Origin of the sequence: Streptomyces sp. NPDC048644, assembly GCF_043199105.1 — a bacterium.
In the GTDB taxonomy this organism is placed as follows: Bacteria; Actinomycetota; Actinomycetes; order Streptomycetales; family Streptomycetaceae; genus Streptomyces.
The window spans coordinates 34,136-56,428 of the sequence record NZ_JBICVO010000019.1 but is presented as its reverse complement, the minus strand read 5'-3'; the positions used below and the strand labels follow the sequence as shown (position 1 = coordinate 56,428).

16 protein-coding genes are annotated in these 22,293 nt (G+C 73.4%); 9 read left to right on the top strand and 7 right to left on the bottom strand.

Annotation, left to right across the window (positions count from 1 at the left end; genetic code table 11):
• Window positions 1-45: 45 nt before the first annotated feature.
• Window positions 46-1,674: an acyl-CoA synthetase gene (locus ACGFNI_RS31345; RefSeq protein WP_393688424.1), complete on the bottom strand. Its 1,629-nt coding sequence runs from the start codon at window positions 1,672-1,674 to the stop codon at window positions 46-48.
• Between the two features lie 164 nt (window positions 1,675-1,838).
• Here ACGFNI_RS31345 and ACGFNI_RS31340 point away from each other — a divergent pair, with 164 nt between their 5' ends.
• From ACGFNI_RS31340 to ACGFNI_RS31315, 6 genes are all read left to right on the top strand, one after another.
• A complete protein-coding gene (locus tag ACGFNI_RS31340) occupies window positions 1,839-2,639 on the top strand; it encodes a crotonase/enoyl-CoA hydratase family protein (protein ID WP_393688422.1) in 801 nt (266 codons plus the stop codon).
• 118 nt (window positions 2,640-2,757) lie between these two features.
• Complete coding sequence (locus tag ACGFNI_RS31335; RefSeq protein WP_393688421.1) at window positions 2,758-3,705, top strand: Zn-ribbon domain-containing OB-fold protein; 948 nt, start codon at window positions 2,758-2,760, stop codon at window positions 3,703-3,705.
• A gap of 11 nt (window positions 3,706-3,716) precedes the next feature.
• A complete protein-coding gene (locus ACGFNI_RS31330; protein ID WP_393688560.1) occupies window positions 3,717-4,769 on the top strand; it encodes a thiolase domain-containing protein in 1,053 nt (350 codons plus the stop codon).
• Window positions 4,766-5,929, top strand: a complete 1,164-nt coding sequence (locus ACGFNI_RS31325) for a thiolase domain-containing protein (protein WP_393688420.1) — start codon at window positions 4,766-4,768, stop codon at window positions 5,927-5,929. The genes ACGFNI_RS31330 and ACGFNI_RS31325 overlap by 4 nt, the downstream gene beginning before the upstream one ends.
• A 173-nt stretch (window positions 5,930-6,102) precedes the next feature.
• A complete protein-coding gene (locus tag ACGFNI_RS31320; RefSeq protein ID WP_393688418.1) occupies window positions 6,103-6,498 on the top strand; it encodes an ACT domain-containing protein in 396 nt (131 codons plus the stop codon).
• Window positions 6,499-6,639: 141 nt separating this feature from the next.
• The gene (locus ACGFNI_RS31315) at window positions 6,640-7,140 is read left to right on the top strand and encodes a hypothetical protein (RefSeq protein ID WP_227049134.1); all 501 of its coding nucleotides are present in this window, start codon (window positions 6,640-6,642) and stop codon (window positions 7,138-7,140) included.
• A 72-nt stretch (window positions 7,141-7,212) separates the two neighbouring features.
• Here the strand turns inward: ACGFNI_RS31315 and ACGFNI_RS31310 are convergent, their stop codons facing one another.
• Complete coding sequence (locus tag ACGFNI_RS31310; protein ID WP_393688416.1) at window positions 7,213-9,240, bottom strand: N-acetylmuramoyl-L-alanine amidase; 2,028 nt, start codon at window positions 9,238-9,240, stop codon at window positions 7,213-7,215.
• A 358-nt stretch (window positions 9,241-9,598) separates the two neighbouring features.
• Window positions 9,599-10,732: an aminoglycoside phosphotransferase family protein gene (locus ACGFNI_RS31305; RefSeq protein ID WP_393688414.1), complete on the bottom strand. Its 1,134-nt coding sequence runs from the start codon at window positions 10,730-10,732 to the stop codon at window positions 9,599-9,601.
• Window positions 10,733-11,019: 287 nt separating this feature from the next.
• On the opposite strand from ACGFNI_RS31305, the gene ACGFNI_RS31300 reads away from it, so the two are divergent.
• A complete protein-coding gene (locus ACGFNI_RS31300) occupies window positions 11,020-12,543 on the top strand; it encodes a hypothetical protein (RefSeq protein ID WP_393688412.1) in 1,524 nt (507 codons plus the stop codon).
• 230 nt (window positions 12,544-12,773) lie between these two features.
• Here ACGFNI_RS31300 and ACGFNI_RS31295 read toward each other — a convergent pair whose 3' ends face one another.
• Window positions 12,774-14,219: a PP2C family protein-serine/threonine phosphatase gene (locus tag ACGFNI_RS31295; protein WP_393688410.1), complete on the bottom strand. Its 1,446-nt coding sequence runs from the start codon at window positions 14,217-14,219 to the stop codon at window positions 12,774-12,776.
• Between the two features lie 359 nt (window positions 14,220-14,578).
• Between ACGFNI_RS31295 and ACGFNI_RS31290 the strand changes: the two genes are divergently transcribed.
• The gene (locus tag ACGFNI_RS31290) at window positions 14,579-16,003 is read left to right on the top strand and encodes a HEAT repeat domain-containing protein (RefSeq protein WP_393688408.1); all 1,425 of its coding nucleotides are present in this window, start codon (window positions 14,579-14,581) and stop codon (window positions 16,001-16,003) included.
• A gap of 68 nt (window positions 16,004-16,071) precedes the next feature.
• Window positions 16,072-19,686, top strand: coding sequence for a hydantoinase B/oxoprolinase family protein (locus tag ACGFNI_RS31285; protein WP_393688406.1), 3,615 nt, complete (start codon window positions 16,072-16,074; stop codon window positions 19,684-19,686).
• Window positions 19,687-19,717: 31 nt separating this feature from the next.
• Here the strand turns inward: ACGFNI_RS31285 and ACGFNI_RS31280 are convergent, their stop codons facing one another.
• Genes ACGFNI_RS31280 through ACGFNI_RS31270 form a run of 3 tightly spaced genes read right to left on the bottom strand, consistent with a single transcriptional unit; the run spans window position 19,718 to window position 22,025 of the window.
• Entirely contained in the window at window positions 19,718-20,599 is an 882-nt protein-coding gene (locus tag ACGFNI_RS31280; RefSeq protein WP_393688404.1) for a biotin-dependent carboxyltransferase family protein, read from the bottom strand.
• Window positions 20,596-21,252 (bottom strand): 5-oxoprolinase subunit PxpB, encoded by a 657-nt coding sequence (gene pxpB / locus ACGFNI_RS31275; protein ID WP_393688402.1) that lies wholly within the window; start codon window positions 21,250-21,252, stop codon window positions 20,596-20,598. The genes ACGFNI_RS31280 and pxpB overlap by 4 nt, the downstream gene beginning before the upstream one ends.
• Complete coding sequence (locus ACGFNI_RS31270; protein WP_393688400.1) at window positions 21,249-22,025, bottom strand: LamB/YcsF family protein; 777 nt, start codon at window positions 22,023-22,025, stop codon at window positions 21,249-21,251. The genes pxpB and ACGFNI_RS31270 overlap by 4 nt, the downstream gene beginning before the upstream one ends.
• Between the last annotated feature and the right edge of the window lie 268 nt (window positions 22,026-22,293).

The window sequence follows — 22,293 nt, the reverse complement described above, 5'->3', positions numbered from 1 at the left end:
GGAGGGCCCGCTCACCCTCCCGGGTGCGCACGCCGGAGGACCCGCTCACCCCTCCCGGGTGCCCGCCGCGACCGCCTTCGCCCAGCGGTAGTCCGCCTTGCCGCTGGGTGAGCGCTGGATGTGCCGGGTGAGCACGAGGGCGCGCGGCACTTTGTACCCGGCCAGCCGGGTGCGGCAGTGGTCCTGGATCTCCGTGAGATCCAACCGCGGTGCCCCGTCCCGCAGTTGCACGACGGCGGCCACCCGGCTGCCCCACCGCTCGTCCGGCACGCCGGCCACCAGCGCGTCATAGACGTCGGGATGGGCCTTGAGCGCCTGCTCGACCTCCTCCGGATAGATCTTCTCGCCACCGGAGTTGATGCACTGCGAGCCCCGGCCCAGCACGGTGACGATGCCTTCCTCGTCGACGGTCGCCATGTCGCCCAGCAGCACCCACCGGTCGCCCCGCGCCTCGAAGAAGGTCTCGGCGCTCTTGACCGGGTCGTTGTAGTAGCCGAGCGGCACATGGCCGCGCAGCGCGATCCGGCCCGCCTCGCCCACCGCGACCGGCGCGTGTGTCACCGGATCGACCACCGCCGTACGGTCGTTGACGTGCAGCCGGAAGCCCTTCTCCGGCCCGGAGTCGTCGGTCGCCGTGCCGTTGAAGCCGGATTCGGACGAGCCGAAGTTGTTGAGCAGCATGGCCTGCGGCACCAGCGCGGTGAACTGCGCGCGCACCGTGTCCGAGAGGATCGCGCCCGAACTGCTCACGCTGAACAGGGTGGAGCAGTCGGTGCCCTTGAGCGGCCCGGCCAGCGCGTCGGCCAGCGGGCGCAGCATCGCGTCACCGACCAGTGAGACGCAGGTGACCTTCTCCCGCTCGATGGTGCGCAGCACCTCTTCCGGCACGAACTTGCGGTGCACGACGATCTTCTGGCCGAAGTGGAAGGCGATGAGGGAGGTGAGCGTGGACGTGCCGTGCATCAGCGGCGGAGTGGGGAAGAAGACCAGCCCTTCGCCGCCGGCGGCGACCCGTTCGGCCAGTTCCTGCGGCCGTTGCACCGGCTCTCCGGTCGGCGCGCCGCCGCCCGTCCCGGAGAAGAAGAGGTCTTCGTGGCGCCACATCACGCCCTTGGGCATGCCGGTGGTGCCGCCGGTGTAGATGATGATCTGGTCGTCCGCGGAGCGCGGGCCGAAGCCGCGTTCCGGCGATCCGTCCGCCTCGGCTTCGGCGAGCGGTACGGGCGCCACGGCCGGTTCCGGGGCACCGGCGGGCGGCGCGCCGACCCGCACGAGGTGGCGGAGCTTCGGCGCGCCGGTCAGGGCGGCGGCCACCCGTGCGGTGAACTCCCCGTCGAAGACGAGCCCGGCGAGGTCGGCGTCCCGGTAGAGGTACGTCAACTCCTCTTCCACGTAGCGGTAGTTGACGTTCACCGGTACCGCGCGGATCTTCAGGCAGGCGTAGAGGGTCTGCAGGTACTCGACGCCGTTGTAGAGGTGCAGCCCGACGTGGTCGCCGGGGCCGATGCCGTGTCCTGCGAGGTGGTGGGCGAGGCGGTTGGCGGCGCGGTCGAGTTCCGCGTAGGTCAGCCGGCGCTCCGCTCCGCTGCCCGGATGGTCGACGTACACCAGGGCCTCGCGATCGGGGACCGTGTCGGCGATCGATTCGAAGAGGTCGGCAAGGTTGTACTCCACGTCTCCTCCAGACCGTACCGGGCGTCGGCTCGGCGGCCATTAGAGCGCCGCGCGCAGCAGCAGGGAAGGGCCCCGGCGAAGAAAACTGACTACCTGTCAGAAAACTCTTGAAGTCGCCGTACGCCTACTGCAACCTGTTCTACGTCTGGAGACGGGAGTACGGAATGGGCGGGACGGAACATCTCACCGTGCAGCGCGTCGGCGCGACACTGGTGCTCACCCTCAACCGGCCGGAGGCGAAGAACGCGCTCTCGCTGCCGATGCTGGTGGGCCTGTACGACGGCTGGATCGCCGCCGACGAGGACGACGCGATCCGTTCGGTGGTGCTGACCGGCGCGGGCGGCACCTTCTGCGCCGGCATGGACCTCAAGGCACTCGCGGGCGACGGCATGGCTGGCGAGCACTACCGCGACCGGCTGCGCGACGACCCCGACCTGCACTGGAAGGCGATGCTGCGCCACCACCGCCCCCGCAAGCCGGTGATCGCCGCCGTCGAGGGCCACTGCGTCGCGGGCGGCACCGAGATCCTGCAGGGCACCGACATCCGGGTCGCGGGCGAGAGCGCGACCTTCGGCCTCTACGAGGTGAAACGGGGACTGTTCCCCATCGGCGGCTCCACCGTCCGCCTCCCTCGCCAGATCCCGCGCACCCACGCCCTGGAAATGCTGCTCACCGGCCGCCCCTATCCGGCGCCCGAGGCCGCACGGATCGGTCTGATCGGGCACGTCGTCCCCGACGGCACCGCCCTGGACAAGGCCCTGGAGATCGCCGAACGGATCAACTCCTGCGGCCCGCTCGCCGTCGAGGCTGTCAAGGCGTCCGTCTACGAGACCGCCGAGATGACCGAGACCGACGGGCTCGCGGCCGAACTCGCCCGCGGCTGGCCGATTTTCGACACCGCGGACGCCAAGGAGGGCTCCCGGGCCTTCGCGGAGAAGCGCCCGCCCGTCTTCCGGCGCGCCTGAATCCAGGAGCGCCGGCCCTCAGGCCCGGGGAGCGCGCCCCGCCGCGGCGTCCGGCGCACCCGCCGCGCCCGTCCGGCCCAAGGCGCTACGCCACCGCGCCTCACCCAAGGAGTCCCGCATGTCAGAGGTCCTCACGGCGCCCCTCGTCGTGGAATTCCCCTTCACCCGCTCGCTCGGCCCCGTCCAGAGCGCCTTCCTCACCGGACTGCGCGAACGTACCGTCCTCGGCGTCCGGGCGGGCGACGGCCGGATCGTCGTGCCGCCCACCGAATACGACCCGGTCACCTCCGAAGAGACCCGCGAACTCGTCGAGGTCGCCCCGACCGGCACCGTCACCACCTGGGCCTGGAACCCGTCCCCGCGCCGCGGACAGCCGCTCGCCACGCCCTTCGCCTGGGTGCTGGTCAGGCTCGACGGTGCCGGCACCGCCCTGCTGCACGCACTGGACGCACCCGGCCGGGACGCCGTACACACCGGCATGCGGGTCCGCATCCGCTGGGCCGCCGAACGGACCGGCGCCATCACCGACATCGCCTGCTTCGAACCCCACGACGGGCCGCCCGCCGAGGGCCAACCTGCGGACCACGACGGCCACTTCGCCGACCCCGTCACCGGCATCACCACCCCCGCCCGCCTCGACTACACCTACGCGCCGGGCCGCGCCCAGTCCCGCTACCTCAAGGAACTCGGCCGACGGAAGACCATCGGCGAACGCTGCCCCTCCTGCCGCAAGGTCTATGTGCCGCCCCGCGGCGCCTGCCCCACCTGCGGCGTCGCCACCGACACCCAGGTCGAGGTCGGCCCGCGCGGCACCGTCACCACCTACTGCATCGTCAACATCAAGGCCCGCAACCTCGACATCGAAGTCCCCTACGTCTACGCCCACATCGCCCTGGACGGAGCCGACCTGGCCCTGCACGCACGCATCGGAGGCATCCCCTACGACCAGGTCCGGATGGGCCTGCGCGTCGAACCTGTCTGGGCCGACGACGGGCGCTACCCCGACCACTACCGGCCCACCGGCGAACCCGACGCCGACTACGACAGCTACAAGGAGCTGATCTGATGCCCGAACCGATGCGCGAGGTCGCCGTCGTCGCCTTCGGGCAGAGCGACCACGTCCGCGACAGCGCGGAGACCTCCGAGGTCGAGATGCTGATGCCGGTACTGCACGACGTACTCGGGCAGACCGGGCTCAAGGCCCGCGACATCGGCTTCACCTGCTCCGGCTCTTCCGACTACCTCGCCGGCCGCGCCTTCTCCTTCACCATGGCCCTGGACGGCGTCGGCGCCTGGCCCCCGATCGCCGAATCCCACGTCGAGACGGACGGCGCCTGGGCGCTGTACGAGGCATGGGTCAAGCTCCTCACCGGCGAGGCCGACACCGCCCTGGTCTACGCCTACGGCAAGTCGTCGCCCGGCGACGTCCGCGAGGTCCTCACCCGCCAGCTCGACCCGTACTACGTCGCGCCGCTCTGGCCCGACTCCGTCGCGCTCGCCGCCCTCCAGGCGCAGGCCCTGATCGACGCCGGGCACGCCGACGAGCGCGAACTGGCCCGGATCGCCGCCCGCAGCCGCGCCGCCGCGGAAGGCAACCCGCACGCCCAGCTGACCGGCACGGTCCCCGCGGGCGACCACCTGGTCGCCCCGCTGCGCACCGGCGACTGCCCGCCCGTCAGCGACGGCGCCGCCGCCGTCGTCCTCGCCGCGGGCGACACCGCGCGCCGCCTGACCGACCGCCCCGCCTGGATCCGCGGCATCGACCACCGCATCGAACCCCACAGCCTCGGCGTGCGCGACCTGGCTGCGTCCCCGTCCACCCGGCTCGCCGCCGAACGCGCCGGATACTTCGAACGCCCGGTGGACACCGCCGAGTTGCACGCACCCTTCACCTCCCAGGAGGTCGTTCTGCGCCGCGCACTCGACCTCGACCCGGCCGACACGTCGGTCACCGTGAACCCCTCGGGCGGCGCCCTCGCCGCCAACCCCGTCATGGCCGCCGGACTGATCCGCATCGGCGAGGCCGCCGAGCGCATCCGGCGCGGCGCGTCCGACCGGGCACTCGCGCACGCCACGTCGGGCCCCTGCCTGCAACAGAACCTGGTCGCCGTCCTGGAGGGGGAGTCATGACCAAGGAACCTGTGGCCGTCGTCGGTATCGGCCAGACCGCGCACGTCGCCGCCCGCCGCGACGTCTCCCTCGCCGGTCTTGTCAGGGAAGCCGCCCAACGCGCCCTGGAGGACGCCGGGTTGGCCTGGTCCGACATCGACGCCGTGGTGCTCGGCAAGGCCCCCGACTTCTTCGAGGGCGTGATGATGCCCGAGCTGTACCTCGCCGACGCCCTGGGCGCCGTCGGGAAGCCCATGCTGCGGGTGCACACCGCGGGATCGGTCGGCGGCTCCACCGCCCTGGTCGCCGCGGGCCTCGTCGCCGCCCGCGTCCACCGCACCGTCCTGACCCTGGCCTTCGAAAAACAGTCCGAGTCCAATGCCATGTGGGGCCTGTCCCTGCCCATCCCCTTCCAGCAGCCGCTGCTGGCCGGCGCCGGCGGCTTCTTCGCCCCGCACGTACGCGCCTACATGCGCCGCTCGGGCGCCCCCGACACCATCGGCTCCCTGGTCGCCTACAAAGACCGCCGCAACGCGCTCAAGAACCCCTACGCACACCTCCACGAGGAGGACCTCACCCTGGAGAAGGTGCAGTCCTCGCCCATGCTCTGGGATCCCATCCGCTACTCCGAGACCTGCCCCTCGTCCGACGGCGCCTGCGCGATGATTCTCACCGACCGCACCGGGGCGGCACGGTCACCGCACCCGCCCGCCTGGGTCCACGGCGGGGCGATGCGCAGCGAGCCCACCCTCTTCGCAGGCAAGGACTTCGTCTCCCCCCAGGCGGGCAAGGACTGCGCGGCCGACGTCTACCGGCAGGCCGGTATCACCGACCCGCGGCGGGAGATCGACGCGGTGGAGATGTACGTGCCCTTCAGCTGGTACGAGCCGATGTGGCTGGAGAACCTCGGCTTCGCCGCAGAGGGCGAGGGCTGGAAGCTCACCGAATCCGGCGCCACCGAAATCGGCGGCGACCTCCCCGTCAACCCCTCGGGCGGCGTCCTGTCCACCAACCCGATCGGCGCCTCCGGAATGCTCCGCTTCGCCGAGGCGGCCCTCCAGGTCCGCGGCCTGGCCGGCGCACACCAAGTGGACGGCGCCCGGCGGGCGTTGGGGCACGCCTACGGCGGCGGCGCCCAGTTCTTCTCGATGTGGCTGGTGGGGGCGCAGCCACCGCAGTGACGGGGCCGGGGGCGCCGGGCGGGTGTGCACGGACGGCCGGGAGCGATCGAGTTGACCGGCCCGAGGCCGCCGCAGCCGGAATCGGAACACCGTCGTCCGGCCGATGCCCCCGCCCGCACCGCCCGCTCCCCGTGGACCGCACGGCCGCGTCCCCGGCACCGTAGAGTGCCGGCATGCCAGGCGAACGTGATCTCCGCACCCTGCTGCGCGGCATGCGCCCCGAGCTGCACCCGGACCGCTACGTCTTCACGACCGTGCCCGGCGCCGTCCCGCAGGGCCTCACCCCGGTCGCCACCGTCACCGAGGACGAGGGCACCACACTCGTGCTGCGCCAGGAGGACGCCGAGCGCGCGGGCCTCGGCTACGAGTACGTCGCCGCCCGGATCACGCTGCGGGTGCACTCGGCACTGGAAGCCGTCGGCCTGACCGCCGCCGTCGCCGGCGCGCTCGCCGACGCCGGCATCAGCTGCAACGTCATCGCCGGCTTCCACCACGACCACCTCTTCGTCCCCCACCCCCTGGCCGACCGGACACTGCGGGTCCTGGACACGCTCGCGGCCCGCTCCTGACCCCCGGCGGCACCCCGCCGGGAAGCCGTCCCACCTCGGACGATCCCCATCCCGCACGTTCCCCGCCGCCCGTTCGCACCGCGCGTCACCCGTGCCGCCATCCGCCGCGGCAGCCGCGGCGCGGCCACGTACGATGGCGGCATGTCCTTCCTCCGCCGCCGCAGCGCAGCCACGCCCGCCGGGCCTGACTTCGACGTCCTCGCCATGGATCCCGGCGACTGGCCCGGCAACCTCGGAGCCGGGCTGCTGCCCGCGCCCGACGGAACCTGCCAGGGCGTCTTCCTCCGCTACGACCTGTTCGGCGGCCGGGGCCCCGCGATGATCATCGGGAACCTCCCCGAGGGCTCACCCGCCCGTGAGCTGGACGACGGCGAGGTCCCCTTCGAGGTGGCCCAGCTGCTGGCCGCGCTCGACAACGACGAGCCGGTGGTCGTCGTCGAGAGCGAGGACACCCCGGTGATGCACGACGACAACCTGCTGATCGTCAAGCGCATCAAGTGCTCCGAGAGCCGCATCTCCTGCGCGCAGTTCGACCGCAGCGACGGCGTGCTGGTCACCATCGCCAGCTGGGACCGCCCGATCACCGACGACCTCTACGCCCTCCTCAAGCCGCTGCCGGCCGAGCTGTTCCAGCAGGGCTGAGAACCCCGCGCACCGCAACGGGCCGGGAAGCCGCAGCTCCCCGGCCCGTCCGTCCACAGGCGGCGGTCCGCGCTACGCCCCCGGCCGCCGGATGTCGACATCGGCGGCGCGCACATAGCCGACCCGGTGCCCGATCTGGATCTCGTAGTAGACGTCCTTGCCCCGGACCACGGCGTGCTTGCTGACGTCGAAGGTCGGCGCGTAGAGGTAATCACCGCGGGTCCTGAGCCCGACCGCGTACCGCTGGCCCGCGAGGATCGTGTACGGCAGCGGTGAGACGCTCTGCACCGGGACACCCGTGGGGTAGGCCGCCTTCTCCGGATAGGCCCGGCCGTACACCGGGATCTCCTTGCGGCCCGGCTTCGGCGTCGCCACCGCACCCCGGGAGCGGGCCGCCGTCGGCGCGGCGGCCGGGTTGTGGAACCAGGCCCGCTGCCCGAGGTACCAGATGGCCGTCCAGTCTCCCCGCTGCCCGGCGACCACGAACCGCTGCCCGGTACTCGCCCGCGCCCCGGTGTCGTTCACCCCGGTCGTCGATGCACCGCCGTCCGGATGCAGCCCGGCATCCTTGACGAGCGGCGCCTCCGGGTCGGGCGCGGTGTGCAGGCGCACCGCCTCCGAGCCGTGCGGGGCGCACGGCTCGCCGGTCTTCTCGCAGTCGGTGTAGAGGGGCTTGTTCGTGTCGTAGTCAGGGTTGACGGTGACCAGTCCGCCGACCTGCACGGACCGGCCGGCCGGCCGCGGGAACGGCTTGCCGAGCAGCGTGAAGTAGTGCGCCCAGTCCCAGTAGGGGCCCGGGTCGGTGTGCATGTCGGGGATCGTGTCCGTCGTCGTGCCCGGCACGTTGTCGTGGCCCAGGATGTGCTGCCGGTCGAGCGGCACGTCGTACTTGCGGCTCAGGTACTTCACCAGCCGGGCCGACGTGCGGTACATCGCCTCCGTGTACCAGGCGTCGGGCGCGGCCAGGAAGCCCTCGTGCTCGATGCCGACGGAGTGCGCGTTGAGGTACCAGTTGCCCGCGTGCCAGGCGACGTCCTTCGTCGGCACGTGCTGGGCGATCAGCCCGTCGGACGACCGGATCGTGTAGTGCCAGGAGACGTTCTCGGGATCCTTGACGCTCTCCAGCGTGCTGTCCCAGTAGCCCTCGGTGTCGTGGATGACGATCGCGTCGATCTTCTGGTCCGTGGGGCGGTTCGCCTTGTCGTGGTTGCCGTAGTCCCCGTCGCCGAACTCCGCGTACGCCGCGGGCACCGACCGGCAGACGACGCTGGACGGGCATTCCGGCTTCACCTCGGGGTCGGCGGCCCTGACCTCGGCCGCGGTGGAGGCGATACGTTTCACCTGCGCGGTGTCGGGGCGCAGCGCCGGCTGGCCTGCCAGGGTCACCCGCCGGCCCGTGTCGGTGGTACGCGCCCGGCCCTCGCGCAGCACGTCGTACACCTCGTCGGCGAAGGCCACGCCGCCGCCGTCCGCACCGGCGTAGCGGGCCACCGCCGCGTACCAGTCGGCCGGGTCCGCGCTGTCCGCCAGGCCCAGCGCGCGCTGCTCCGCCGCGAGCAGCGCCGCACCGCCGAGCACGTTCGCCGCGGGGTCGGTGCGCAGCTTCCCGGCCGGGACGCCGGACAGCCGGGCCGCACGCGGCAAGGTCCGCAAACGGGCCGGGAGTTCGGCGGGCAGCGCCTGCCGGTGCGCACCGCGCGGCGCCCGTTGACCGACGCCGCCGCCCACCGGCCGGGCGGCATCGCCCCGGGGATCCTCGTCCCCCGCACCGTGCTGCCCCGCCGCCCGGGACACCGCCGCGCGGGCGTCCGTCAGATGCATCGGCCCGTACCCGCCGGAGACGCTGGGCGCGCCACCGTGCCCGTCCCAGCGGCTCTCCAGGTACGCGACGCCGAGCAGCACGCTGCGGGGCACGTGAGTGCGGGCGGCGGCCTCGGTGAAGGCCCGCTCCAGATCGCCGGGCCCGGCCTTGGCGGCGCCCGCCGACGGCCCGGCCGACACCAGCGGGATCAGCAGCGCGGCAGCCGCCACCCCCGTGGCGGACCTGCGCAGGAGCGGGCGGGCGGTTCTCTTCTCGTCTTCCGGGGCGGATCCTCGCAAAGCAGCCTCCTCAAGCCGGCCCCAGCCGGGTTGGTGTGACGGATGGTGCGCGAACGGCCGTGCGGGGCGGGACTCGACGGAGTCCCTGACAGGACTTAGAGCTACCGTTTGTCCGATGGTCCGTCAATTACCGGGCGCGGCCGGGTTTCCGGCCCCGCGCCGCCTTCGCAGGGCGCTGGGCCGCGCGCCGGACGAAGGGCACGCGCCGCGTACGCACCGGTCCGCGCGCCAAAGAGCCCCCGTACGGGCTACCGGTCCGCGAGGAGGCCAGGACCGGCCGCACCGGAACGGGCGCGGACATGGGTGAGCGGCGCTTCCCCCGTACCGGGTGCGCCGCTCACAGTCCCCCGTGGTGGGGTCAGCGGGTACCGACCGCCGCCCTCACCGCACGCCGCGCCATCTGGCAGTCGTCGTGCAGCCTCCGGAGCAGCAGCCGCTGCTCCTCGCCCGCCGCCATGGCGCCGGGCACCGTCGCGCCCGGCGTCTCCGCCGGTGCGGGTTCGCGCATCGACCGCTGGACCGCGGTCTCGTACCGCCGGATCTCGCGGGTCAGCACCAGCATCAGATTCACCAGGAACGCGTCCCGGGCCGCAGGTCCCGCCGCCTGGGCGAGCTGGCTGACCTGACGGCGGGCCGCCGGCGCCTCGCCGAGCACCGACCACAGCGTCGCCAGGTCGTAGCCGGGGAGGTACCAGCCGGCGTGGTCCCAGTCCAGCAGCACCGGGCCCGCGGGCGACAGCAGCACGTTGTTCAGCAGCGCGTCGCCGTGCGAGAACTGCCCCTGGATGTGCGAGAGACCGTGCATCAGCTTCTGGAGGTCGCCCAGATCCCGGTCGGTGAGCAGCCCCAGGTCGTGGTACCTGGCGATCCGCCGTCCGTAGTCCAGCGGGGCGTCGAAAAGCCCGGCGGGCGGACGCCACAGGTTGATCCGGCAGATCGCGCCGAGCGCCGCCCGTACGTCCGCGCGCGCCGGTGCCTCGGACGGATGCCGTTGCGGGGAGGCGATGCGGCCCGGCATGCGCTCCACGACCAGCGTGCAGTTGTCGGGGTCCGCCGCGACCAGCCGCGGCACCCGCACCGGCGGCCGGTGCCGGACGAACGCCCGGTATGCCGCTATTTCCTGCTGGAACCTTTCCGCCCACGCGGGTGAGTGGTCCAGTAAGCACTTCGCGACCGCCGACATCCGCCCCGCCGTCCCCACCAGGAGGACGGACCTGCCGCCACGACGCAGCACCTGCACCGGATGGAACTCCGGACAGATGCGCTGCACCGAGGCGACGGCGGCACGCAGCTGAGCACCCTGGGGGCCGGACAGGTCGAGCCTCCCGCTGAGCGGTTGGGTGCCCGTTCCCTGCGCCCGCCGGGTACGGCCCCCGGGGATGGCGGCCACCGTCCCCGCTCCGGGAGCAGGGGCGAGATACGGCCCGCTGCCGGATGGCTGCGGGCGGTACGGCCGGGTGGGGGCGGTCACGGCGGACGATGCTGCATACATGGGTGAGACAGATCCCTTCGTGCGCCGACGAGTTGCATGCGCTCCCGTCCCGGCGGCGGGAGCCCGTAGGACGGTCCCCGTGCAGAGGGCCGGTCCAACGAGCCCCTGTACAGGGCTCGCACCCTGGGGAATGCGGTCCCGCCACCGGGCCGGGGGCTGCACGTCTACAGAACATCCGGGCGTGGGTGGCAGACCATCTGGCGCACCCTGGCGAAACCCTGGCGAATGCTGAGATGCGTGTAGTTGGCCGCTACTGTCAACTCAGTCGAGGAACCTGGGGGCTTGACGTGGACAGGGAGCCGAACACTCGTCTCGCGGACCTTTTCGGCCTGGCCGGCTGGTCCAAGGGAGAGCTGGCGAGAATGGTCAACCGGCAGGCGGCGGCCATGGGTCATCCGCAGCTGGCGACCGACACCTCGCGGGTGCGGCGCTGGATCGACATGGGGGAGACCCCCAGAGATCCGGTGCCCAAGGTGCTGGCCGCCCTGTTCACCGAGCGCCTCGGCCGTGTCGTAACCATCGAGGACCTCGGGTTCGCCAGAACCGGTCGCTCGGGGAAACGGCAGGCCGCGGACGGTCTGCCGTGGGCTCCCGAACGGACCGCAGCGGTCCTCACGGAATTCACGGGAATGGACCTCATGCTCAACCGACGCGGCTTGGTGGGCGCGAGCGCTGCGCTCGCCGCGGGCTCCGCACTCACCGGTGCCATGCACGACTGGCTCCACACCGACCCGGCTCAGCCGGCCGACACCCCGCACACCCACGATCCGTACGCTTCCGACTCCTTCGACCAGATCGGCTTCGACCGCTACGAGGCGGCCCCCGTGGGGGCGCAGGAAATCGACGCCCTGGAGCGCTCCGTCGAGGTGTTCCGCGCCTGGGACGCGGCCCGCGGCGGCGGCCTCCAGCGCAAGGCCGTGGTCGGCCAGCTCAACGAAGTGGGCGGCATGCTCGCCTACCACCACCCCGACCATCTCCAGCGCAGGTTGTGGGGGGTGGCGGCCAACCTCGCGGTGCTGGCCGGCTGGATGTCCCACGACGTGGGCCTGGAGCCGACCGCCCAGAAGTACTTCGTCATCGCCGCGCACGCGGCGCGGGAGGGCGGCGACCGCCCGCGCGCGGGGGAGGCGCTCTCCCGCGCCGCCCGCCAGATGGTGCACCTGGGACGACCCGACGACGCGCTCGACCTGATGCACCTCGCCAAGTCCGGTTCGGGCGAGGCCACTCTGCCGCGTACCCGTGCCATGCTGCACACCATCGAGGCATGGGCGCAGGCGTCCAAGGGGAACGGCCAGGCGATGCGCCGCACCCTGGGCGAGGCCGAGGAGCTGTTCGTCTCGGACAACGGCGATGTACCGCCGCCGAGTTGGATGCAGATGTTCGACGAGGCGGATCTGCACGGCATGGAGGCGCTCGCCTACCGCACCCTCGCCGAACACGACCCGTCCGCGGCGAAGATCGCCCAGAGCCACGCCAAACAGGCCCTGGAGCTGCGGGCGGGCGGCCGTCAGCGCTCGCAGATCTTCGACTACATCTCGCTGGCGTCGGCGTGCTTCATCGGCGACGACCCCGAACAGGCCGACCGCTACGCCCGGTTGGCGCTGATCTCCATCGGGGAGAACTCCTCGCACCGCACCTGGGACCGGCTGCGCGAGATGTACCGGCTCACCGGGCAGTACGCCGGATACCCGAAGATCCAGGACCTGCGCGCCGAGATCAAGCACGTGCTGCCGAAGGCGAAGCCCAAGGCGAAGGTGCCGGCGCCCGCGCCGGATCTGGACGCGCGGTTCGGCAGGAACTTCACGGTCTGACGCGATGCAGCACACCGCAGTCGCCGACGCCGCGTGCTCCGGCCACCGGGCATCCCCGGCCGGTACGTACGCGACGCGTCCCGAAAGACCCGTGCAGGAGACAGGCGCGGCGCGCGTGCAGCGGCGTACGGCCGCTCACTCACCGCGCCGCGCCCGTACCTCGGGAACGCTCTCGACCCGCGCCCGCCCGTCCGGTGTACCCCCTCCGGTCCCGGTCCGTCCCGTGGTGGTCAGGCGCTCACCCTGGCGACCAGCACACACGCGTCGTCCTCGCGCTCGGCCCCGCCGAATTCCTCGATGGCGATGCGGACGCAGTCCTGCGCGCTGCGGGCCGCCGTGAACCGCGGGGCCAGCGCGAGCAGTTGATCGGCCCCTTCGCGGGCGGCCTCCGGACCGTGGACGCGGCGCGGCAGCAGGCCGTCGGTGTGCAGTACGAGCAGATCGCCCGGCTCCAGCTGTTCGGTGCGCTGGCTGTAGTCGGCGCTGGACGTGGCGCCGAGCAGCACGCCGTCCGGCGGGTCAAGGGCGCGCCCCGTGCCGCCGCGGAACAGCAGCGGTGCGGGGTGCCCCGCCTGGGCCCACTCCAGCAGGCGGGTGGCGGGGTCGAAGCGGCAGCACACCGCGCTGCCCAGGGCGGGTTGGGCGGCGGTGTCCAGAAGCTGGTTGAGGAAGCCCATCAGCGGTCCTGGCCGGTGTCCCGCGACGGCCATGCCGCGGAGCGCGCCGAGCACCATCGCCATGCCCGATGTGGCGGTGGCGCCGTGCCCGGTGAGGTCGCCGACGCTCAACAGGGTGGTGTGGTCGGGGAGTTGCAGGGCGTCGTACCAGTCGCCGCCGATCAGTGCGCTGGTGGCGGCCGGGAGGTAGTGCCCGGCGAGGTCGAGCGATACGGGGCCGCCCTGCGGGAAGTGCAGGGGGCCGCGCCACGGAGGCAGTACGGCTTCCTGGAGCTGGACCGTGAGCCGGTGTTCGGTCTGCGCGGCGTGCCGCTGGCGCTGGAGCGAGTCGCGGGTCTCGTGCACCGCCCGTTGGTTGCGGCGCAGTTCGCTGACGTCGCGCAGCACCGCCCACATGCAGGCCGTGCCGCCGTCGGCGTCGAGCACCGGCTCGCCCGCCATATGTACGGTGCGCTCGCTCGCGTCGGGCCGCACGATGCGGAACTCGCCGTCGATCGGCCGGCCGTCCACCAGGCAGTCGGTCACCATCGTGGCGAGCCTCTCCTGGTCATCGGGGTGGACCAGCGACGGCAGCTCGTCGAGGGTGAGCGGTCCTTCGGCCCGCTCCCTGCCGAACATCGTGAACAGCTCGTCCGACCAGCTCACTTCGTCCGTCAGCAGATTCCACTCGGCGCTGCCCACCCGGCTCAGCAGCGAGCCGCGGTGCTCTTCGGGCGCGGGCGGCGATGCGTACGCGCCGTCCTCCGCGCCCTCGGCGGGCAGGCCCTCTCTGAGCTGGTCGAGATGGCCGTCGAGATCATCGAGATGGTGGACGGCGAGATCGCACAGCGCACGCTGCCAGCGCAGCTGGGGATCGGCGGTCACATCGATGGTGGCCGACGATTCGCGTACGGCGTCGAGGCCGCCGCGCAGGCGGCGGGCCTGCGTGATGAGCGCGTCGACGGTGTCGCGCTCGGGTGGCTGAGCGGCTGCATGGTCCGCGAAGCGGGGGGGCGGCATGTGTTCTCCGTGATCAGGCGGCGCCGGGCCACGGCGTGTCCTGTCCCTGTCCGCGCAGGACGCGCCCTGGGTCGGCATGAGGGCCGGGTAACGACTGTTGCACAGCCCGCGACGGTCCGTAAGGGATTTGGCATGACCCGATACGGTGGTGCACGGGGCATATGCCAGCGGCCTCCGGTGGACGCCACCGGCCCGAATCGGCGGAATGACAGATTCCAAGCTAGGCTGCGGCGGCCGTCACGCTGATGAGCCCGCCGATCCACGGTGGGAACGACGCATACGGCCCGCGGTCACCGGCAAGAATGCCGGTCAGCGGAAATCCCGTTGCCAGCCTGCCCCCCGCACCGGATGCTGACCTCATGTTCGATCCAGACATAGCGCCCAGTGGCACCCTGCTCGGCCTCCTTCAGCGAGGCCGCGGCGACGGGACACTGCATGCCCTCGCGGCGCCGCGGGCCGAGGCGCTCGCGGCACTCAACGACAGTGTGCTGTGCGACCCCCGGCGCGACTGGCAGGTCGAGAACCGCTCCTTGTACTACGCGCGCCTCTACATGCAGCTCGACGGTGGCCTCGAAGAGATCGAACGGCACCTCTTCCACCCCGACGACCGCATCGACACCGGCGAGGAACGCACCGGCCTCGCCCTCTCCGTACTGGGCCACCTCGCCGCCTACGGCAAGGACGCCGCCCGCCTGCTGCTGCGCAGCTACGCGGCGGCGGGCAGCAACTGGCGCTGGGCCCTGGACGAGCTGGCGCTGCGCGACGACGACGCCGGCCTCGCGGGCCTGGCCCCCGCCGTGCTGGCCCGCTTCCCCGCCACCACCGAGGGCGAGGCCGAGCTGGCCGCCGCGGTGCGCGACGCCTTCGAGCCACGGCCCTGGCGCCTGTGGGCACAGGACCCCCGCTACGCAGGACGGCTGGCCGCCGCGGGCGAGCAGGGCTCCTTCGACCGCTGGCAGCGGCAGCTGCGCCCGCGCGGCCCGCGGCCCGGCTGGAGCGTGGCCGAAGTGCTCCAGTGGGCACAGGACGGGCTGGAAATGGGGCAGGTCGAGGGCCGGCACGTCGCCGCCGCCCGCTGCCTGGCCGCCGTCGTCGGCCCGGCCGACCACCCGCAGCTGCTGGCCGCCGCGCGCAGCGGCCCCGACGCCGCCCGCGCCGCCGTGCTCCACCACCTCGCTGAACGCGGCGATCCCGACGCACTCGACCTGATCGGGGCCGCCGCCTGCGACCCCACCGCGAGCGCGCAGCTGGTGGCCGCCGCGCTGGCCGCGTTCGCGCGGATGCGCACCGCCGCGGCCGTCGAGCGGGCCCGGGTCTGGGCCCGGCGCGACGACCGGCTCGGCGCATCGGCCGCCGCCGTGCTCGCCCGCAGGGGCGGGCCACGGGACGCCGAGCCGGTGCTGGCCGCGCTGCGCCGCACGGTGTGTACCGAGGGCCCGGACGCGGACGGGCTGTGGGAACTGGTCGACGGCGCCGGCCGCCTCGGCGTGGCCTGCGCCGCCCCCGTCCTGCGGCACGTCTACCGCGAGACGTCCTCCTCCCACCTGCGCGGCCGGGCGGCCGGAGCCCTCGCCGCCACCGACCCCGGCTTCGCCGCGGGCTTCGCCGTCGAATGCCTCTGGGACTGCGAGGAGACCACCAGAGAGCTGGCCGCCCGGCACGCCGCGACCGGCGACGACCGGGTCGTCGAACAGCTCCGCAGGCTCGCCGCCGACCCGGCGGAAGAGGCCGAGGTGCAGACCGCGGTCCGCAGCAGATTCGGCCCGGACGCCTCGGCGGTCTGACCCGCGCAGGACGGGCGGGCGCCGCGGCGCCCCCTGGCGCGTCCGGCGTCCGCTGCCACAATGGCCGGATGACCGGACGCTGGGAGTTCTGGATCGACCGCGGTGGCACCTTCACGGACGTCGTCGGCAGACGGCCGGACGGACAGCTGGTCACCGGGAAACTGCTCTCGCACCACTCCGAGCGCTACCGCGACGCCGCGGTGGCCGGCATCCGGATGGTGCTGGGCATCGGCCCGGACGCACCGGTGCCGGCCGCGCAGGTGTCCGTCGTCAAGATGGGCACCACCGTCGCCACCAACGCCCTTCTGGAGCGCACCGGCGAGCCCACCGTCCTGCTCACCACCGAAGGCTTCCGGGACGCGCTGCGCATCGCCTACCAGAACCGGCCGCGGATCTTCGACCGGCACATCGTGCTGCCCGACGCGCTGTACGAGCGGGTCATCGAGGTCCCCGAACGGGTGGACGCGCACGGCGGGTTGGTCCGGCCGCTGGACGTGGCGGCGGTCCGCGCGGCGCTGCTGCGGGCCCGCACCGACGGGCTGCGCAGCGCGGCCGTCGTCCTGATGCACGGCTACCGTTACGCCGAGCACGAGAAGGCCGTCGCCGACCTTGCGAGGCGGGCCGGGTTCACGCAGGTCAGCTGCTCGCACGAGGTCAGCCCGCTGATGAAGCTGGTGCCCCGGGGCGACACCACCGTCGTCGACGCCTATCTCTCCCCGATCCTGCGGCGCTACGTCGACGAGGTCGCGACCCAACTGCCCGGTATCCGGCTGATGTTCATGCAGTCCAACGGCGGGCTGCGGCAGGCGGAGCACTTCCGCGGCAAGGACGCGGTGCTGTCAGGACCGGCCGGCGGCGTCGTCGGGATGGTCCGCTCGGCCGCCGAGGCGGGGCCGGGCCACGAACGGCTGATCGGCTTCGACATGGGCGGCACGTCGACCGATGTCTCGCACTACGCGGGCGAGTTCGAGCGGGTCTTCGGCAGCGAGGTGGCCGGGGTGCGGATGCGGGCCCCGATGATGAACATTCACACCGTCGCGGCCGGCGGCGGATCGGTGCTGCACTTCGACGGCCGCCGCTACCGCGTGGGCCCCGACTCGGCGGGCGCGGTCCCCGGGCCCGCCTGTTACCGCAGGGGCGGGCCGCTGACCGTCACCGACGCCAACGTCATGCTCGGCCGGGTGCAGCCGGACCACTTCCCCGCGGTTTTCGGGCCCGGGGGCGATCAGCCGCTGGACACCGGGACCGTCAAGGAACAGTTCGCCGAACTGGCCGCGCGGGCCGCCGCTGCCGTGGGCGACGACCGCGGCCCCGAGGACGTCGCGGCCGGATTCCTGGACATCGCCGTGCTCAACATGGCCAACGCGGTCAAGAAGATCTCCGTCCAGCGCGGCCACGACATCACCCGTTACACCCTCACCTGTTTCGGCGGCGCCGGCGGCCAGCACGCCTGCGCGGTCGCCGACGCGCTCGGCATCGGCGCCGTCCTCGTCCCGCCGCTCGCCGGCGTGCTGTCCGCGTACGGCATCGGCGTCGCGGACGCCACCGCGATGCGCGAGCGGGCCGTCGAGGCGGAACTCACCGGCGAAGCGGCGGCCGAGCGGGTGCGCGCGGTCTGCGACGACCTCGCCCGGCAGACCCGTCGCGAACTCCTCGACGACGGCGTGCCCGAGGAGAGCATCACCACCCGCGCCCGGGTCCTCATCCGCTACGCGGGCACGGACGCCCCCCTCGGCGTCCCGCTGGCGGGCGCCGCCGAGATGGCCGCGGAATTCGTCCGCACCCACCGGGCCCGCTACGCCTTCACCATGGACAAGCCGCTGGTGGCCGAGGCGGTGTCGGTCGAGGCGGTCGGCGCGGCGGGGGGCGCGCAGCGGCGTGACGGGCACCCCGCCGCGCGCACCGGGGAGCTGCGGCCGGCGGCGACGGTGCGGATGTACGCGCAGGGCGCCTGGCGGGACACCGCACTCCACCTGCGCACCGCACTGGGCGCGGGGGACACCCTCACCGGGCCCGCGCTGATCGCCGAGGACGACGCGACCACGGTCGTCGAACCGGGCTGGCGGGCGACCGTCGGCGAACGCGGCCACCTGCTGCTGCGCCGCACCGCACCGCGCCCCGGCACCGCCGCCGTCGGCACCGGGGCCGACCCGGTGATGCTGGAGGTCTTCAACAGCCTCTTCATGGCCATCGCCGAGCAGATGGGGGTGCGCCTGGAGAACACCGCGCACTCCGTCAACATCAAGGAACGGCTCGACTTCTCGTGCGCCCTCTTCGACGCCGAAGGCAACCTCATCGCCAACGCCCCGCACATCCCCGTGCACCTGGGTTCGATGGGCGAGTCCATCAAAGAGGTGCTGCGGCGCCGGGCTGACGGGATGCGGCCCGGCGATGTGTACGCGGTCAACGACCCGTACCACGGCGGCACGCACCTGCCGGACGTCACCGTCGTCACACCCGTCTTCGACGAGGCGGGCCGCGAACTGCTCTTCCTGGTGGCGTCCCGCGGCCACCACGCGGAGATCGGCGGGATCACCCCGGGCTCGATGCCGGCCTTCAGCCGCACCATCGACGAGGAGGGCGTCCTCTTCGACAACTGGCTGCTGGTCCGCGACGGCGAGCTGCGCGAACGCGAGACCCGCGAGCTGCTCGGATCCGGCCCCCACCCCTCGCGGGCGCCGGACGCCAACATCGCCGACCTGCGCGCCCAGATCGCCGCCAACGAGAAGGGCATCGAGGAACTGCGCCGGATGACGGGGCAGTTCGGCCTGGATGTGGTGCGCGCGTACATGCGGCACGTCCAGGACAACGCCGAGGAGTCGGTGCGCCGGATCATCGCCGGGCTCTCCGACGGCAGCTGCGACTACGAGACCGACAACGGTGCGCACATCAAGGTGGCGCTGACCGTCGACCGCGCCGCCCGCAGCGCCGTACTGGACTTCGCCGGCACCTCACCGCAGCAGCCCGGCAACACCAACGCGCCCCGCTCGGTGGTGATGGCCGCGGTGCTCTACGTCTTCCGCACCCTGATCGCCGAGGACATCCCGCTCAACAGCGGCTGCCTCAAGCCCGTCGACGTCCGCGTCCCGGAGGGCTGCATGCTGGCGCCGGTGCACCCCGCCGCGACGGTCGCGGGCAACGTCGAGACGTCCCAGTCGGTCACCGGCGCGCTCTACGCCGCGCTGGGCGTCCAGGCCGAGGGCTCGGGCACGATGAACAACCTCACCTTCGGCAACGACCGGGTGCAGTACTACGAGACGGTGGCCTCCGGCTCCGGCGCGGGCGACGGCTTCGACGGCACCGACGCCGTACAGACCCACATGACCAACTCGCGGCTGACCGACCCCGAGGTACTGGAATGGCGCTACCCGGTGCGGGTGGACGGATTCGCCGTACGGTCCGGGAGCGGCGGGGCCGGCCGCAGGCACGGCGGCTGCGGCGTCGAGCGGCGGCTGCGCTTCCTCGAACCGATGACCATCGCCCTCCTCACCGGACACCGCAGGATCCCGCCGTACGGGATGGCGGGCGGCGCGCCGGGCGCCCTCGGTGTCAACAGCCTGCGGCGCGCCGACGGCAGCGAGGAGATGCTGGCGGGCTGCGACACGGCGGAGGTCGGCGTGGACGACGTCCTGGTGATCCGGACGCCTGGCGGTGGCGGGTACGGCGAGCCGGGGACGGGCTGAGCCCGCCACAGCGACTCGCCCGCCCGTGCCGTCAGGAGGCGGCCGGGCCGCCCCGTAGCGGGAGGAACCGGATCGGGGTGCCAGGGACCGCCTGCGCCGCCGCGGCCAGATGGGCTTCGGGGACCACGCCGATCACCGGGTAGCCGCCGGTGGTCGGGTGGTCGTGCAGGAACAGCACCGGCAGACCGTCCGGCGGGACCTGGAGGGCGCCCAACGGCATGCCCTCGCTGGGCAGTTCGCCCGTGCGGGCGCGCTCCAGCGGCGGCCCTTCGGTGCGCAGGCCGATGCGGTTGCTCGCCGCCGAGACCCGGAACCGGCCGGTGGCCAGGGTGCGCCGGCCCAGGGCGGTGAACCAGTCGTCGCGCGGGCCCGGCAGGAACGGCAGCAGGAGTTCACCGGGCGGGGCCGGGTGCGGCACCGCGTCCACGGCCGGCGGGGGACCGTACGGCCGCCCCAGCGGCAGCACCGCGCCGTCCGTCAGCGGATCGGTGCCGAGGCCGGAGAGCAGGTCGGTGGCCCGGCTGCCGAGTACGGGTTCGGTGTCGATGCCGCCGGCGAACGCGAGGTGGCTGCGCAGGCCGTGGGTGGCGGGCCCGGCGTCGAGCACCGCGCCGGCCGGGACGCGGACCGCGGCGCCCCAGGGGGCGGGGCGGCCGTCGACGGTCACCGGGCAGGGCGCGCCGGTCACCGCGGCGACGGTGTCCCGGCGGACCCGTACGGCGCAGCCGGTGAGCGTGGTCTCCAAGGTAGCGGCGGTTTCCGGGTTGCCCACCAGGCGGTTGGCCAGGCGGTGCGCCGGTGCGTCGAGTGCGCCCGCGCGCGGCACCCCGAGGTGCGCGTGGCCCGGCCTGCCGAGGTCCTGGACGGTGGTGAGCGCACCGGCCCGCGCCACACAGAAGGCGTGGTCGGTCATCGGGCGGCCTCCTGGACGTGCGCGGCGGCCGGTCCCGGGCCGTCCTGCGGGACGAAGCGGACCCGGGTGCCGGGGGCGAGCAGCGCGGCGGGTTCCCGCTGCGGATCCCACAGCACGGCGTCGGTGGTGCCGATCAGCTGCCAGCCGCCGGGGGACGAGCGCGGGTAGACGCCGGTGTACGGGCCTGCCAGCGCGAGCGAGCCGACCGGAACGCGGGTGCGCGGGGTGGCCCTGCGCGGTACGTGCAGCGGCTCGGGCAGCCCGGTGAGGTAGCCGAAGCCGGGGGCGAAACCGCAGAAGGCGACGTGGAATGCGGTGCCGGAGTGGATGCGCACCACCTCGTCGGGTGTGACGCCCCACAGGGCCGCCACATCGGCGAGGTCGGGCCCGTCGTAGCGGACCGGTATCTCCACGCCGGGCCGGTCGGCGGCGTCGAGCGGCGGGATGTGCCAGCTGGCCAGTTCGGCGATCAGGCCGCGGGGGTCGGCGAGCCCGTCGAGCAGGACCGTGCGGGCGGCCGGGACGATCTCGGTGACCTGCGGCAGCGTGCCGTCGGCGGCGCGCCGCAGCAGTTCCGCGTGCAGCGCCTCCACCTCGTCGGCGGTGTCCAGTTCGATCAGCAGGCCGTGCGCGCCGACCGGCAGCGGCCTCACGCGAAGCTCCGCACCTGCACGCCGGCGGCGGTCAGTTCGGACCGTACGCGGCGGGCGAGCACGGCGGCGCCCGGGGTGTCGCCGTGCAGGCACAGGGAGCGGGCGGTGACCGTGACGGGGCGGCCGTCGAGGGAGGTGACGGTGTGGTCGCGGGCCATGCCCAGGGCGCGCTTGACGACCTCGTCGCCGTCGTGGATCACCGCGCCCGCCTCCCGGCGCGACACCAGGGTGCCTTCGTCGGTGTAGGCGCGGTCGGCGAACGCCTCGCCGACGACCGGGAGTTCCGCCTCCCGCGCCGCGGCGTGCAGCGCGGATCCCGGCAGGCCGAGTACCGGCAGCGCGCCGCCCGCGGTACGGATGCCGGCGATCACGGCGGCGGCCTGCGCGGTGTCATGGACGCAGCGGTTGTAGAGCGCGCCGTGCGGCTTGACGTAGGCCACGCGGGCTCCGGCGGCGCGCGCGAAGATGTCCAACGCGCCGATCTGGTAGGTGATTTCGTCGGCCAGCTCGTCCGGGGGCACGTCCATCGCGCGGCGGCCGAAGCCTGCCAGGTCGCGGTAGGAGACCTGGGCGCCGATGACGACGCCGCGGGCGGCGGCCAGTTCGCAGACCCGCCGCATGGTGGCGGGGTCGCCCGCGTGGAAGCCGCAGGCGACGTTGGCGCTGGTGACGACGGACAGCAGGGCGTCGTCGTCGGTGAGCTGCCAGCGTCCGAAGCCTTCCCCGAGGTCGGCGTTGAGGTCGATGACGGGAGGGCTCACCGCGTCGCTCATGTGTGTCCGCTCCAGGGGTGCTCGGTGGTCGGTGTGCGCGGCGCGCGGTGACCCGTCGGCCGACGGGGCGGAGGGGAGAGCAGGGGGCCGGCCGGCCCGTATCCGTAGTGACTCTCCCCAGAGGGCACTCGGGCCTGTCGTCGAACTCCCACCTGCCCTGCGGGCGGACGACGGGAGTTCGACGACAGGCCCTCGGGCCGACCGGCGTTGCGGCCAAGGTAAGCGATCGTTGAACGATCCGACAAGAGGTGTGTTGTTCGGAGTCGGC